The organism is Roseateles sp. (assembly GCF_039595295.1).
In the GTDB taxonomy this organism is placed as follows: Bacteria; Pseudomonadota; Gammaproteobacteria; order Burkholderiales; family Burkholderiaceae_C; genus Roseateles.
In genome coordinates this window covers 270516-284520 of the sequence record NZ_JBCNLU010000001.1, presented here as the reverse complement: position 1 = coordinate 284520, position 14005 = coordinate 270516, and the positions used below count along the sequence as shown (strand labels likewise).

Here is a 14005-nt window from a genome sequence, read left to right as displayed (position 1 = left end):
CCCCTCAGCGAATGATGGCGATCTTCTTCTGCAGCCGGCGGACCAGCATGGACAGCGAGAAGCAGATGACGAAGTAGACGGCGGCGGCGACCAGATAGGTCTCCATCGGCCGGTTGAAGTTCTTGCCCGCGACCTCGAAGCCCTTGAGCAGGTCGTAGGCGCCGATCGCGTAGACCAGCGAGGTGTCCTGGAACAGCACGATGGTCTGCGTCAGCAGCACGGGCAGCATGTTGCGGAAGGCTTGCGGCAGCACCACCAGACCCATGGTCTGCCGGTAGCTCATGCCCAGCGCCTGGCCCGCGAAGACCTGGCCCTTGGACACCGACTGGATGCCGGCGCGCATGATCTCCGAGTAGTACGTGGCCTCGAACAGCGTGAAGGTGATCAGCGCCGTCTTCTCCGCGCCCAGCGGGCCCATCACGTAGGGGATCAGCAGGAAGAACCACAGGATCACCATCACCAGCGGGATCGAGCGCAGCGTGTCCACGTAGATCGCCGCCGGTTTCTCCAGCCACCACTTGCCGGACAGGCGCATCAGCGCCAGCACCGTGCCCAGCAGGATGCCGCCGACCATGGCGGAGAAGGTCAGCTGGATGGAGAACCACAGGCCCTTGGCCACGAAGGCCGAGAGCACGTCCCAGGTCAGGAACGAGAAATCGAGCTGCGTCATGTCACTTGGCCCCCAGGATGCCGGGCACGCGCACCCAGATCTCGATCAGCTTGGCGACGCGGTTGATCGCATAGGCCGAGATGAAGTACAGCAGCGTCACCGGCAGGAAGATCTGCACGAAGCTGGACTGCTCCGACGCCTGCTGCGCGAATTGCGCCAGGTCGGGAATGCTCACCGCGAAGGCCACCGCCGAGTTCTTGACGATGTTCATGCTCTCGCTGGTCAGCGGCGGGATGACGATGCGGAAGGCCATCGGCAACAGCACGTGACGGTAGGTCTGCGGCAGCGTCAGGCCCAGCGCCTGACCCGCGTAGCGCTGACCCTTGGGCAGCGTCAGGATGCCCGCCTTGACCTGCTCGGCGATACGCGCCGAGGTGAACAGGCCGATGGCGACGATCACCAGCACCGACGGCGGCACGCTGGCCAACGCCGGCACCAGGCGCGGGATCACGTGGTACCAGAGGAAGAGCTGGACGATCAGCGGGATGTTGCGGAAGAGCTCCGTCCATGCCTCGCCGAACATCGCGAGCTTCTTGTTCGGCACCGTGCGCAGCACGCCGATCAGCGAGCCGGCGACCAGCGCCACCAGCAGGCCCAGCACCGAGACGGTCATCGTCCAGCCCCAGGCGTGGACCATCGCGTCCAGGTACGTCTCATAACCGGGGGCGCCGAAACACTTCGGCGCGACCTCCTCGGTCACCATGTCTGTGCAGTACAGCTGCCAGTCCCAACTTGCCATGGCGGGCTCCATCCATCAATGCAAAGGGCCGCCTCATGCGCCGCGGCCCCCCGGTGCGCGAGGCCTCCACGAAGGGAGGCTTCGCGCGATCATGCGGCCTTTGCGACAAGGCGCCCCGCGGGGCGCCTTGCGCTCAGGTCATCGCGATCACTTCTTCGCGTATTCCTCGACCGGCTTGTCGTTCGGGTTCGCCCAAGCGTTCTTGGTGGCTTCCGTCGCCGGCAGGCCGACCTTGGTGTTGGTCGGCGGGATCGGCTGGATGAACCACTTGTCGTAGAGCTTGGCGATCTCGCCGGACTTCATCATCGCCTTGATGCTGTCGTCCACGGCCTTCTTGAAGGCCGGGTCGTCCTTGCGGATCATGATGGCGATGGGCTCGACCGACAGCACTTCGCCGACGATCTTGAAGTCCGCCGGGTTGCGCGACTTGGCGATGTTGCCGGCCAGGATCTGGCCGTCCATCACGAAGGCGTCGGCACGGCCCGATTCCAGCAGCAGGAAGCTGTCGGCGTGGTCCTTGCCAAGGACTTCCTTGAAGTCGACGCCGTTGGCGCGCTCATGCTTGCGCAGCAGCTGCACGGACGTCGTGCCGGTGGTCGTGGCCACGGTCTTGCCGTTGAGCTGGGCGATCGAGGTGATGCCCGAGTTGGCCTTCACGGCGATGCGCACTTCCTCGACGTAGGTCGTGACGGCGAAGGCCACGTCCTTGCCGCGGGTGGCGTTGTTCGTGGTCGAGCCGCACTCGATGTCCACCGTGCCGTTCTGCACCAGCGGAACGCGGTTCTGCGAGGTCACCGGCAGGTACTTGATGTCCAGCTTGGACAGGCCCAGCTGCTTCTGCACGTCGCCCAGCACGCGCTGGCAGATCTCGACGTGGTAGCCGACGTACTTGCCGTCGCCCAGCGTATAGGACAGCGCGCCCGAGGACTCGCGCACGCCCATGGTCACGGAGCCGGTGTCCTTGATCTTCTTGAGCGTGTCGGCCTGCGCCACGCCGACCAGCGCCGTGCCCAGGGCCAAGACCAGCAATGCCTTCTTCATAGATGCTCCTGCTTGTTCGGATTCAAAAAGCGGATTCGAAGCGAATCCCAAACGATTCGAGAGAGTGCGAACGGGTGCCGTTCAACCGGCGAAGCAGACCATGAGCGGCTGCTTTGCTGGGTAGGGAGTATCACGCATCTCTGTCTGTTGCGTGGCTTACACATGCAGGTTTCATGCCCGATCGGCGTCGGCATCAGTCAGGAAATTCCAGAGCGCCTGAGCCACCGGTTTCACACGCCGCGTGGCGCCCTGGCGCTCGCGGTACATGCGCAGCTCCATGTTGAGCTCGTACTGCCCCGGCTCGGCGGCGCGGACCAGGCGCCGCGCCTTGACTTCCTTCTTCACCGAGGAGGCGGGCAGGAAGGCCAGCCCGTGGCCTTCCATGGCCATGGCCTTGAGGCTCTCGGCCATGTCGGTCTCGAAGACGGATTCCAGATTCAGCGGCTGGGCCGAGTCCTTGACGATCAGCTCCACCAATCGCCCGAGATACGCGCCCGACGCGTAGCTCAGGAAGGGGATCTTGTGGCCCGGGTGTCCGGAAATCCGGAACATCGGCGCGCCGGTTGTGTCAGCTTTCGCATAGGCGGCCAGCGTCTCGTGGCCGAGCGAGACCGATTCATAGCGCTCGGGATCGAGTTGCAGCGGCTGGCTGGGATGGTGATAGACGACCAGCAGGTCGCAGTTGCCCTCGCTGAGCTGCAGCGTCGCGTCGTGGACGTTGAGCGCGTTGAGCCGGCATTTCACTTCGCCGAAGCGCTGGCGCAGCTCCATCAGCCAATGCGGGAAGAAGCTGAACGAGAGCGAGTGCGGGACCGCGAACTCGATCATGTCCTGCCCCGCCGACTGGTGGCTGCGCAGCATGTTCCGCGTGGCCTGCAGGTTGCCCAGCAGGTCCACGGCCTGGCCCAGCAGCGTCTCGCCGGCGGCGGTCAGCCGGGTCGGGTAGGACGAGCGGTCCACCAGGTCCACGCCCGCCCAGGCCTCCAGCGCCTGGATGCGCCGCGAGAACGCCGGTTGCGTGACATGCCGCAGTTGGGCCGAGCGGGAGAAGCTGCGCGTCTCCGCCAGGCTCACGAAGTCTTCAAGCCATTTGGTTTCCACGGGCCGGGAGTGTAGCCCTGCCCGGTTTGCAGGCGGCGCGCGGGGACTAGACGCCCGCCGGCGGAAGTTCCTGCGCCTCGGAGCGGGATGCCGGGTCGGCCTCGCGCGCGCCGTCCTGCTGCAGCGCCCACATCTGCGCGTAGCGCCCGCGCCGAGCGAGCAGCGCGCCATGCGTGCCGCGCTCGATGATGCGGCCCTGCTCCATCACCAGGATCTCGTGCGCGTCGACCACGGTCGAGAGCCGGTGCGCGATCACCAGCACCGTCTTGTCACGCGCGGCGGCCTCGAGCTCCGCCTGGATGGCGCGCTCGTTGCGCGAGTCCAGCGCCGAGGTGGCCTCGTCGAAGATCAGGATAGGCGGATCCTTGAGCAGCGTGCGCGCGATGGCCACGCGCTGCTTCTCGCCGCCGGAGAGCTTGAGCCCGCGCTCGCCCACCATGGTCTGGTAGCCCTGCGGCAGGCTGAGGATGAAGTCGTGGATGTGGGCCGACTTCGCGGCGGCCTCGATCTCGTCGGTGCTGGCCTCGGGCCGGCCGTAGGCGATGTTGTAGGCGATCGTGTCGTTGAACAGCACCGTGTCCTGCGGAACGATGCCGATCGCGCGCCGCAGGCTGTGCTGCGTCACCGCGGTGAGCGGCTGGCCGTCGATCTCCACGCGGCCCGAGCCCACGTCATAGAAGCGGTACAGCAACCGCGCCAGCGTGCTCTTGCCCGAGCCGCTCGGCCCCACGACCGCGACCTTCTTCCCCGCCGGGATCTCCAGGCTCACGCCCTTGAGGATAGGCCGCTGCGGCTCGTAGGCAAAGTGCACGTCGTCGAAACGCACCGCGGCGCCGGCGACCTGCAGCGGCCGCGCGCCGGGCGTGTCGGCGACCTCGCGCTCGCGGGCGAGCAAGCCGAACATCTTGTCCAGGTCGGTCAGGCTCTGCTTGATTTCGCGGTAGATGACGCCCAGGAAGTTCAGCGGGATGTAGAGCTGGATCATGAAGGCGTTGATCATGACCAGGTCGCCCAGGCTCATGCGCCCGTCGACCACGCCCTGCGTCGCGCGCCAGAGCATGGCCACCAGCGCCGTCGCGATGATCAGCTGCTGCCCGCTGTTGAGCAGAGACAGCGTGCGCTGCGCCTTGAGCTGCGCGCGGCGCAGTTGCTCCAGGCTCTGGTCGTAGCGGGCGGCCTCGAAGTCCTCGTTGTTGAAGTACTTCACCGTCTCGTAGTTCAGCAGCGAGTCGATGGCCTTGCTGTGAGCCTTGGAGTCGAGCTCGTTGAGCTGGCGGCGGAACTTGGTGCGCCACTCGGTGACCATCACCGTGAAGCCGATGTAGAACACCAGCGCCGCGCCGGTGATCCACGCGAACAGCGCATCGAACTTCACCGCCAGCAGGCTCAGCACCAACACCACCTCGACCAGCGTCGGGAAGATGCTGTACAGCGAGTACGAGATCAGCGCCTGCACCGCGCGCGTGCCGCGCTCGATGTCGCGGGTCATGCCGCCGGTCTGACGCTCCAGGTGGAAGCGCAGGCTGAGGTCGTGCAGGTGGCGGAAGACCTGCAGCGAGATGCTGCGCGAGGCGCCCTCCGTGGCCTTGGCGAAGATCAGCTCGCGCAGCTCCGTGAAAAGCGAGGTGCACAGGCGCAGCGCGCCGTAGGCGACCAGCAGGCCCACCGGCACGACCAGCAGGGCCTGCGCGCTGCCGGCCGGAATGTCCAGCCGGTCGACCAGTTGCTTGAGCAGCAGCGGCACGCCGACATTGGCCAGCTTGGCGCCGATCATGAAGGCCAGCGCGATGCCGACCCGCCAGCGGTAGGTCCAGAAATAGGGGAGCAAGCGGGCGATGGTCTGCCAGTCGCCGCGCTTCTCGCTGGCGCCGGTCGAGGCGTCGGAAGCGGGGACGGAAGCGGCGGCGGGCGTGGTGCCCGCGAGGGTGGAACGGCGCATGGATTCGAAGACGGGTCGTGTGCTCTGGCGCGTGCTGGACGACAATGCCGGCCATTGTCACCGTTTGCCGATCATGAGCGACTCCACCGCCTCCAATCCCTCCGCCGCCGCCACGCTGCCGACCTCCACCGCCTCCTCGCTCTCGCCCGAGACCATCGGTCCGCGCGAGCTGGTGATGCGCGTGATGCCGATGCCGGCCGATGCCAACGGCAACGGCGACATCTTCGGCGGCTGGATCATGGCGCAGGTCGACCTGGCCGGCTCGGTGCTGCCGCTGCGGATCTCGCGGGGCCGCGTCGCCACGGTGGCGGTGAACGAATTCATCTTCAAGCAGCCGGTGTCCATCGGCGACCTGCTGAGCTTCTACGCCCAGGTCACCCGCATCGGCCGCACCTCGATCAGCGTCCACGTGGAGGTCTTCGCCGAGCGCAACCCGGCCAACCCGCATGTGGTGAAGGTCACCGAAGCCAAGCTGACCTACGTCGCCATCGACCGTGAGGGGAAGCCGCGCGCGTTCGCGCAGCAGGCCTGACCGATCGTGGCGGGTGCCGGCCGTGACGGTCCGGCGCCCCAGAGGCGTGCCGGATGGCGGTCCGTGGACGGGGTGTGCGACCAGGGTCAATACCACCAGGGTTTGTACGTAGATCCCGCATCCACTGCAAATTTGTGGGTGGGATACTGATTTGCTTGCGCTCTTGTGCCAGCCGGCAGTGAGGGCACCCCGCATCGTCCCGGAGCCGCAACGCCATGCTCACCCCCTCCTCCCCCGCCACGCCGGCCGTGTCCGTGCCGTGGTACCGCCACCTCTACCTGCAGGTGATCGTGGCGATCGTGATCGGCATCCTGCTCGGCTACTTCGAACCCAAGTTCGCCGTCACGCTGCAGCCCTTGGGCGACGCCTTCATCAAGCTGGTGAAGATGATCATCGCCCCGGTGATCTTCCTGACCATCGTGACCGGCATCGCGAGCATGACGCAGCTGAGCCGCGTCGGCCGGGTGTTCGGCAAGGCGATGGCCTACTTCCTGTTCTTCTCGACGCTGGCGCTGATCGTCGGCCTGATCGTGGCGAACGTGGTGCAGCCGGGCGCGGGCATGAACGTGAACGTCGCGGACCTGGACCAGAAGGAAGTCCACCGCTACGTCGAGAAGACGCATGACCTGACCCTGGTCGGCTTCCTGATGGAGATCATTCCGAAGTCGCTGATCGGCGCGCTGGCGGACGGCAACATCCTGCAGACGCTGTTCGTGGCGGTGCTGTTCGGCGTGTCGCTGGCGCTGGTGGGCGAGCGCGGCAAGCCGGTGCTGACCTTCTTCGAGTCGCTGACCGCGCCGGTGTTCCGGATGGTCCACATCCTGATGAAGGCGGCACCGATCGGTGCGCTGGGCGCGATGGCTTTCACCATCGGCAAGTACGGCCTGGCCTCGCTGCTCAACCTGGGCATGCTGGTGGGCAGCTTCTACGTGACGTCGCTGCTGTTCGTGCTGGTGGTGCTGGGCATCGTGGCCAAGCTCTGCGGGTTCTCGGTGATCAAGCTGATCCGCTACCTGAAGGCCGAGCTGCTGCTGGTGCTGGGCACCTCCTCGTCGGAGTCGGCGCTGCCCTCGCTGATGGAGAAGATGGAGAAGGCCGGCTGCGAGAAGACGGTGGTTGGCCTCGTGGTGCCGACGGGCTACTCGTTCAACCTGGACGGGACCAACATCTACATGACGCTGGCCGCGCTGTTCATCGCGCAGGCGACCAACACGGATCTGACGCTGGGTCACCAGATCACGCTGCTGCTGGTGGCGATGCTGAGCTCCAAGGGGGCGGCAGGCGTGACGGGCGCGGGCTTCATCACGCTGGCGGCGACGCTGTCGGTGGTGCCGGAAGTGCCGGTGGCCGGCATGGCGCTGATCCTGGGCGTGGACCGCTTCATGTCGGAGTGCCGCTCACTGACCAACTTCGTGGGCAACGCGGTCGCGACCATCGTGGTGTCGAAGTGGGAGAACGCGCTGGATCACGACGCGCTGGATCGCGCGTTGGCGGGAACCGACATCGATCCGGACGACCTGCCGGTGCGCAGCGCGGGTCCGGCCGAGACGGCCTGATCAGAACGCGCGACGGGCCCGCGGGGCCCGAATGAATGACGAGCCCTGCGGGGCTCGTTGTCGTTCATGGACGCGCTCGCACGACGTGGTCGCGAAGTCCAATGCCCGCTCGGCATCTCCTTCGAAAAAGTACACGCCGCTTCCCAACCAGTCGTATCGATTGGCCGACGGCGACAGCTGACGCAAAGTGCCGCGGATGAGACGGTCCCGAACCGTCACATCGCAGCCGTGATAGGCGATGACCAGTGCGCCGTCGTTCATTGGTACTCCGGCATCAGGTTGCCGTCCTTGTCGATGATCCCTGCCTCGATCGCCAACTGGATGGCGACGTCCGCGTCCACTGGCGCAAGAACAAGGAAGTCCGCTCACGCGAATCGCTGGAAGGCGCACGCTCACGTGATCCGCCGCTCATCCGGAGGCGGCCAACCGGATCGAGGCAAGACCCGGCCCCAATGAGAAAAGGGCGCCATCGGCGCCCTCCTCATTCGCGATCACGTCGCGACTCGCTCGCGACTCGCGTGTCCGTCGACCCTCAGAACTTCGAGAAGTCCGGCTGGCGCTTCTGGAAGAAGGCCTGGAAGGCTTCCATCGCTTCCGGGCTGCGCAGTCGCGCGCTGAAGATCTCGGCCTCGGCCTGGATGGTGTCCAGCAGTTGGTCTTTGGTCGAGCGGCGCATCAGCTGCTTGCTCTCGCGCACGGCGCTGGGCGCCAGCTTGTTGAAGCGCTCGGCCGTGCGGCGCGCCTGCGCCACCACTTCGCCCGCCGGCAGCACCGCGTTGGCGATGCCGCATTCCACCGCCTGCTCGCCGGTGAAGGGGTCGCCCAGCAGGATCTTCTCGGCCGCGCGGCGCGGGCCCATCAGGCGCGGCACCAGCAGGCTGGAGCCGAATTCCGGCACCAGACCCAGGCTCACGAAAGGCATGGCCAGGCGCGCGTCGTCGGCCACGTAGACGAAGTCGCAGTGCAGCAGCAACGTGGTGCCGATGCCGATGGCCGCGCCGTTGACAGCCGCCACGATGGGCTTGTCGCAGTTGATCATCGCGCGCATGAACTGGAACACCGGCGCGTTCTCGTCGCGCGGCGGGCTGCCCATGAAATCCTCGATGTCGTTGCCGGAGGTGAAGATCCCCGGCTGGCCCTGGATCAGCACCGCGCGCACGGCGTTGTCCGCATTCGCGGCCACCAGCGCGTCGGCCATCTCCTGGTACATCGCGCGGGTCAGCGCGTTCTTCTTCTCGGGACGTGCGATCTCGATGGTCTGCACGCCGTTGACGATGGCGGTCTTGATGCTCATGGAGCAGTCTCCTCGTGTGGGGTGACCGTGAGGGTCACGGTCGGATGGCCGCGATCATGCCAGCCACGCGCTCACCTGCGGCCACAGGCTGCGCTCGAAACGGTCGCGGAAGAATCCGAAATGGCCGATGCGGCGCTCGCCGACGTCCTTGGGCGCGATGCGGCGCAGCTCCGGCCGCGCGCCGGCATAGAAGCCGTGCAGCGACTCGGTGTTGCGACGCGACATGAACTCGTCGTCGGTGAAGGCCAGGGACAGCATCGGCACCCGCAGCGCCGCGTACTGGCGCTTCAGGGCTTCGCCGCCCTCGCCCATCATGTACTCGCGATCGAGACACCAGCGTCGCCATTGCGCCATCACGCCGCGCGGCAGGTCGCCGACCTTGCGCAGCTTGCGGCCAGGGAAGTAGCCGAAGACCGGCAGCGCCAGTGGGACGATCACGTACCAGAGCCACCAGACGTAGCGGCGCAGACCCAGCGAGTTCTCGCGCCAGTAGCCGCTGCCGCAGCCCACGGTCACGACGCGGGAGACGCGCGAGCGGTTGGGCAGCATGCCCAGAATCTGACCGCCCAGGCTGTGGCCCAGCCAGTGGATTTCGCGGTCGTCGTTCAGCAGCTTGTCCAGATGAGCGAGCGCCGCGGCGGCGTCGTGCTCGGCCCAGGTGCGGATGTCGGCGTCGAGACCGCGCAGCGAGCGCTTCATGCTCTCGGGACGGGAGGCGCCCATGCCGCGGTAGTCGAAGCTGAGCACCAGCCAGCCCTGCGACGCCATCCAGCGGGCGAAGGCCGCGTAGTAGCGCTGCTCGACACCCATCGCCGGAGCGATCAGCAGGCCGGCCTTGGCGGTGGCAGGGTCACCGTAGAGGTGACCTTGGAGAGGGAAGCCGTCGTCCGTTTGGAAACTGATCATCTTGATCTCCAGAGCCCGAAGACCCTCTCCCCTGCCCTCTCCCGCAAGCGGGCGAGGGAGTCGAGACCTGCCCACGTCCGCGCGAGGGCGAGGGGTTGAGGCCTGCCCACGTCCGCGCGAGAGCGAGGGGTTGAGGCCTGCCCACGTCCGCGCGAGAGCGAGGGGTTGAGGCCTGCCCACGTCCGCGCGAGAGCGAGGGAGCAAGAGCGCGATTGGCCTCGTCGCGAGCACCCCGGTCCTGCCCCTCTCCCGCTTGCGGGAGAGCCTAGGTCTTGCTCCCTCTCCCGCTTGCGGGAGAGCCCAGGTCCTGCCCCCTCTCCCGCTTGCGGGAGAGGGCGGGGGAGAGGGTCTTCGCGCTCGAAGCCCGTCGCTGTGTTTACAGCCGCTCGATGATGCCCGCTGCGCCCTGCCCGGCGCCGACGCACATGGTGACCATGCCGTACTTGCCGCCGGTACGACGCAGCCCATGAATCACCGACGCCGCGCGGATCGCGCCCGTCGCGCCCAGCGGGTGGCCCAGGGCGATCGCGCCGCCATTCGGGTTCACCTTCGAGCGATCCAGCACGATGCCCTTGCTGTCCAGGTCGTTCAGCACCGCCAGCGACTGCGCCGCAAACGCCTCGTTCAGCTCGACCCAGTCCAGTTGCTCAGCCTTGATGCCGGCCAGACGCAGCGCGGCCGGGATCGCCTCGATCGGACCGATGCCCATGATTTCCGGCGGCACGCCGCGCACCGCGAAGGACACGAAACGCGCCAGCGGCGTCAGGCCGAAGCGCTTCACCGCGGCTTCCGACGCGACGATCAGCGCGCCCGCGCCGTCCGAAGTCTGCGAGCTGTTGCCCGCCGTGACGCTGCCCTTGGCGGCGAACACCGGCTTCAACTTCGCCAGCCCCTCCATCGACGTGTCCTTGCGCGGACCTTCGTCGATGTCGACCGTGCGCGTCTTGACGATCACGCCGTCACCGTTCAGGTCCGGCTGACGGTCCTTCAGCTCGAACGGGGTGATCTCGTCCTTGAAGAAGCCGCCTTCGATCGCGGCCAGCGCGCGGCGGTGCGATTCGAGCGCGAACTCGTCCTGCGCCTGACGCGAGACCTTCCACTTGTCGGCGACCTTCTCTGCCGTCAGACCCATGCCGTAGGCCAGGCCGATGTTCTCGTCGCGCTCGAAGATCGCGGGCGGGAAGGAGGGCTTGTTGCCGCCCATCGGCACCATCGACATCGATTCCACGCCGCCGGCGATCATCACTTCGGATTCACCCACGCGGATGCGGTCCGCCGCCATCGCCAGGGCGGTGATGCCCGAGGCGCAGTAGCGGTTCACCGTCACGCCGCCGACCGTGTTCGGCAGGCCCGACAGGACCGCCGCCACGCGGGCGATGTTCATGCCCTGCTCGCCTTCCGGGAAGGAGCAGCCGATGATCGCGTCCTCGATGACCGACGGATCCAGACCCGGGACCTGGGCCATCGCGGCCTGGATCACGCGGGACAGCATCTCGTCCGGGCGGGTGTTCTTGAAGTAGCCCCGGCCCGACTTGCCGATCGGCAGACGGGTGGCGGCGCAGATGTAGGCGTCTTGAACTTGCTTGCTCATTTCTGATCCTTTCAACGATCAGCGGGTATCTTGAATTCGGTGAAGCGGTCTCTCGGGGCGTAGCGAGCGGACGCCAGGCTAGGCGGGCGAAGCGCAGGAAGCGGAACGTACTTCCTGTACGTGAGGATTCCGAGCATTCGACCAACGACGCATGGCGTTCGCGCAGTAGCCCTCGCTATCAGTTGCGGACCGGCTTGCCGGTCTGCAGCATGCCCATGATTCGCTCCTGGGTCTTCGGATGCTCCAGCAGCGAGCAGAAGTGCTTGCGCTCCAGCGACATCAGGTATTCCTCGGTCACCAGCGAGCCGGCTTCGACTTCACCGCCGCAGACCACGTCCGCGATCAGCGAGGCCAGATGGAAGTCGTGCGCGCTGATGAAGCCGCCGTCGCGCATGTTGGCCAGCGAGGACTTCACCGTGGCGATGCCCGAGCGACCCGCCACCGGGAATTTGGCGCGCAGCGGCGCGCGGTAGCCCGAGTCCGCCATCGCCTTGGCCTGCGCCGTGGCGACGAACAGCAGCTCGTCCTTGTTGGGGACGATGATGTCGCTGTCCAGCAGGTAGCCCAGCTTCTGCGCTTCCAGCGCGGAGGTCGCCACCTTGGCCATCGCGGCGTTGGTGAAGCCGTCCTTGAGGAAGGCGAAGATGTCCGCGTTGGCGTTGCCCGCCGCGGCCATTTCCGCCGCGCGACGCGCGATGTAGGTCAGACCGCCGCCGCCCGGGATCAGGCCCACGCCGACTTCGACCAGACCGACATACGACTCCATGTGCGCGACACGGCGGGCGCAATGCACCGCCAGCTCGCAGCCACCGCCCAGCGCCAGCCCGCGCATCGCGGCGACGACCGGCACGTTGGCGTAGCGCACGCGCAGCATCATGTCCTGCAGCTTCTTCTCTTCCGGGGCGATGCCCTTGGCGCCCTTGGTCATGAAGACCGGCATCAGCGCTTCCAGGTTGGCGCCGGCGGAGAACACGTCGTCCGGCGACCAGATCACCAGGCCCTTGTACTTGGCCTCGGCGATCTCCACGGCCTTGAGCAGGCCCTCGGTGACCGTCGGGCTGATCAGGTGCAGCTTGCAGTTGATCGAGGCGATCAGCACCTCGCCGTCCAGCGACCAGACACGGACCTCGTCGTTCTTGAACTCCTCGGTGCCGGCCTTCAGCGGCTCGACCGCGCCCTCGCCGACCAGCGACTCGGGGAAGGCCTGGCGCTCATAGACCGGCAGCTTGGCGCGCGGCTTGAACTTGCCTTCCTTGGCGCTCCAGGAGCCGTCCCTCGAATGCACGCCGCCGTTCTCGGCGACCGGGCCTTCGAAGACCCAGGCGGGCAGCGGCGCGCTCGACAGCGTCTTGCCGGCGTCGATGTCGGCCTTGACCCATTCGGCGACCTGCTTCCAGCCGGCGGCTTGCCACAGCTCGAACGGACCTTGCTGCGAGCCGAAGCCCCAGCGCATCGCGAAGTCGATCTCGCGCGCGGTGTCGGCGACAGTGTCCAGATGGACGGCGACGTACTGGAAGGAGTCGCGCAGGATGGACCACAGGAACTGCGCCTGCGGGTTGGTCGATTCGCGCAGCAGCTTGATGCGGTCGGCGGGCTGCTTCTTCAGCATGCGCGCGACGATCTCCTCGGCCTTGCCGCCGCCGGCGACGTATTCACCGGTGGCGAAGTCCAGGCGCTGGATGTCCTTGCCGACCTTCTTGTAGAAGCCCGCGCCGGCCTTCTGGCCCAGCGCGCCCTTCTCGATCAGACCGGCCAGCACCTTGGGCGTGGCGTAGGTCGAATAGAAGGGGTCGTCCTTCAGGTTGTCCTGCATGGTCTTGACGACGTGGGCCATCGTGTCCAGGCCCACCACGTCCGCGGTGCGGAAGGTGCCCGACGAGGCGCGACCCAGCTTCTTGCCGGTCAGGTCGTCGACGACGTCCACGGACAGGCCGAACTTCTCGGCCTCGATCATCGTGGCCATCATGCCGGCGATGCCGACGCGGTTGGCGACGAAGTTGGGCGTGTCGTTGGCGCGCACGACGCCCTTGCCCACGGCCGTGGTCACGAAGCTCTCGAGCTGGTCGATGACTTCAGGATTCGTGGTCGGGGTGTTGATCAGCTCGACCAGGTACATGTACCGGGGCGGGTTGAAGAAGTGGATGCCGCAGAAGCGCGGCTTGATCGACTCCGGCAGCACTTCCGACAGCTTGGTGATCGACAGGCCGGAGGTGTTGGACGCGACGATGGCGTGCGGCGCGACGAACGGAGCGATCTTGGTGTACAGATCCAGCTTCCAGTCCATGCGCTCGGCGATGGCCTCGATGATCAGGTCGCAATCCTTGAGCAGCTCCAGGTGCTCCTCGTAGTTGGCCTGCTGGATCAGCGCGGCGTTCTCGGCCACGCCCAGCGGCGCCGGCTTGAGCTTCTTCAGGCCGTCGACGGCCTTGCTGACGATGCCGTTCTTCGGGCCCTCTTTCGCGGGCAGGTCGAACAGCACGACCGGCACCTTCACGTTGACCAGATGGGCGGCGATCTGCGCGCCCATCACGCCGGCGCCGAGCACGGCGACCTTGCGAACTTGGAATCGACTCATGGTTTCTCCAATGACATCACGAGGGATGTAAGAACTCTTGGGTGGCCCGGGCGTCGCCGTG

General features: G+C 66.8%; 12 protein-coding genes. 2 read left to right on the top strand and 10 right to left on the bottom strand.

The window, feature by feature from the left end; all coding sequences use genetic code 11:
• Positions 1-4: 4 nt before the first annotated feature.
• From ABDW59_RS01350 to ABDW59_RS01330, 5 genes are all read right to left on the bottom strand, one after another.
• On the bottom strand, positions 5-670 hold the full coding sequence (locus ABDW59_RS01350) for an amino acid ABC transporter permease (RefSeq protein ID WP_343627555.1): 666 nt from the start codon (positions 668-670) through the stop codon (positions 5-7).
• Position 671: 1 nt separating this feature from the next.
• On the bottom strand, positions 672-1409 hold the full coding sequence (locus ABDW59_RS01345; RefSeq protein WP_343627553.1) for an amino acid ABC transporter permease: 738 nt from the start codon (positions 1407-1409) through the stop codon (positions 672-674).
• A gap of 147 nt (positions 1410-1556) precedes the next feature.
• Positions 1557-2450, bottom strand: a complete 894-nt coding sequence (locus tag ABDW59_RS01340; RefSeq protein ID WP_343627551.1) for an amino acid ABC transporter substrate-binding protein — start codon at positions 2448-2450, stop codon at positions 1557-1559.
• 171 nt (positions 2451-2621) lie between these two features.
• Positions 2622-3551: a LysR substrate-binding domain-containing protein gene (locus ABDW59_RS01335; protein WP_343627550.1), complete on the bottom strand. Its 930-nt coding sequence runs from the start codon at positions 3549-3551 to the stop codon at positions 2622-2624.
• Positions 3552-3597: 46 nt separating this feature from the next.
• Positions 3598-5490: an ABC transporter ATP-binding protein/permease gene (locus tag ABDW59_RS01330; protein WP_343627549.1), complete on the bottom strand. Its 1893-nt coding sequence runs from the start codon at positions 5488-5490 to the stop codon at positions 3598-3600.
• A 175-nt stretch (positions 5491-5665) separates the two neighbouring features.
• Here ABDW59_RS01330 and ABDW59_RS01325 point away from each other — a divergent pair, with 175 nt between their 5' ends.
• Together ABDW59_RS01325 and ABDW59_RS01320 are read left to right on the top strand one after the other, a co-directional pair.
• The gene (locus ABDW59_RS01325; RefSeq protein ID WP_343627726.1) at positions 5666-6022 is read left to right on the top strand and encodes an acyl-CoA thioesterase; all 357 of its coding nucleotides are present in this window, start codon (positions 5666-5668) and stop codon (positions 6020-6022) included.
• A gap of 215 nt (positions 6023-6237) precedes the next feature.
• Positions 6238-7578: a dicarboxylate/amino acid:cation symporter gene (locus ABDW59_RS01320; RefSeq protein ID WP_343627547.1), complete on the top strand. Its 1341-nt coding sequence runs from the start codon at positions 6238-6240 to the stop codon at positions 7576-7578.
• Here ABDW59_RS01320 and ABDW59_RS01315 read toward each other — a convergent pair whose 3' ends face one another.
• The 5 genes from ABDW59_RS01315 to ABDW59_RS01295 form a co-directional block, all read right to left on the bottom strand.
• Positions 7579-7839: a hypothetical protein gene (locus tag ABDW59_RS01315; protein ID WP_343627545.1), complete on the bottom strand. Its 261-nt coding sequence runs from the start codon at positions 7837-7839 to the stop codon at positions 7579-7581.
• Between the two features lie 271 nt (positions 7840-8110).
• Positions 8111-8872: an enoyl-CoA hydratase gene (locus ABDW59_RS01310; RefSeq protein ID WP_343627544.1), complete on the bottom strand. Its 762-nt coding sequence runs from the start codon at positions 8870-8872 to the stop codon at positions 8111-8113.
• Between the two features lie 54 nt (positions 8873-8926).
• Positions 8927-9778: an alpha/beta fold hydrolase gene (locus ABDW59_RS01305; RefSeq protein WP_343627542.1), complete on the bottom strand. Its 852-nt coding sequence runs from the start codon at positions 9776-9778 to the stop codon at positions 8927-8929.
• 376 nt (positions 9779-10154) lie between these two features.
• Positions 10155-11369 (bottom strand): acetyl-CoA C-acyltransferase, encoded by a 1215-nt coding sequence (locus tag ABDW59_RS01300; RefSeq protein WP_343627541.1) that lies wholly within the window; start codon positions 11367-11369, stop codon positions 10155-10157.
• 178 nt (positions 11370-11547) lie between these two features.
• Positions 11548-13944, bottom strand: a complete 2397-nt coding sequence (locus ABDW59_RS01295; protein WP_343627540.1) for a 3-hydroxyacyl-CoA dehydrogenase/enoyl-CoA hydratase family protein — start codon at positions 13942-13944, stop codon at positions 11548-11550.
• Positions 13945-14005 lie beyond the last annotated feature (61 nt).

What these genes read in the sequence shown, in the direction of transcription:
- ABDW59_RS01350 (WP_343627555.1), bottom strand. Translation starts at nt 670, where the DNA reads ATGACGCAGCTCGATTTCTCGTTCCTGACCTGGGACGTGCTCTCGGCC.
- ABDW59_RS01345 (WP_343627553.1), bottom strand. Translation starts at nt 1,409, where the DNA reads ATGGCAAGTTGGGACTGGCAGCTGTACTGCACAGACATGGTGACCGAG.
- ABDW59_RS01340 (WP_343627551.1), bottom strand. Translation starts at nt 2,450, where the DNA reads ATGAAGAAGGCATTGCTGGTCTTGGCCCTGGGCACGGCGCTGGTCGGC.
- ABDW59_RS01330 (WP_343627549.1), bottom strand. Translation starts at nt 5,490, where the DNA reads ATGCGCCGTTCCACCCTCGCGGGCACCACGCCCGCCGCCGCTTCCGTC.
- ABDW59_RS01325 (WP_343627726.1), top strand. Translation starts at nt 5,666, where the DNA reads ATGCGCGTGATGCCGATGCCGGCCGATGCCAACGGCAACGGCGACATC.
- ABDW59_RS01320 (WP_343627547.1), top strand. Translation starts at nt 6,238, where the DNA reads ATGCTCACCCCCTCCTCCCCCGCCACGCCGGCCGTGTCCGTGCCGTGG.
- ABDW59_RS01315 (WP_343627545.1), bottom strand. Translation starts at nt 7,839, where the DNA reads ATGAACGACGGCGCACTGGTCATCGCCTATCACGGCTGCGATGTGACG.
- ABDW59_RS01310 (WP_343627544.1), bottom strand. Translation starts at nt 8,872, where the DNA reads ATGAGCATCAAGACCGCCATCGTCAACGGCGTGCAGACCATCGAGATC.
- ABDW59_RS01305 (WP_343627542.1), bottom strand. Translation starts at nt 9,778, where the DNA reads ATGATCAGTTTCCAAACGGACGACGGCTTCCCTCTCCAAGGTCACCTC.
- ABDW59_RS01300 (WP_343627541.1), bottom strand. Translation starts at nt 11,369, where the DNA reads ATGAGCAAGCAAGTTCAAGACGCCTACATCTGCGCCGCCACCCGTCTG.
- ABDW59_RS01295 (WP_343627540.1), bottom strand. Translation starts at nt 13,944, where the DNA reads ATGAGTCGATTCCAAGTTCGCAAGGTCGCCGTGCTCGGCGCCGGCGTG.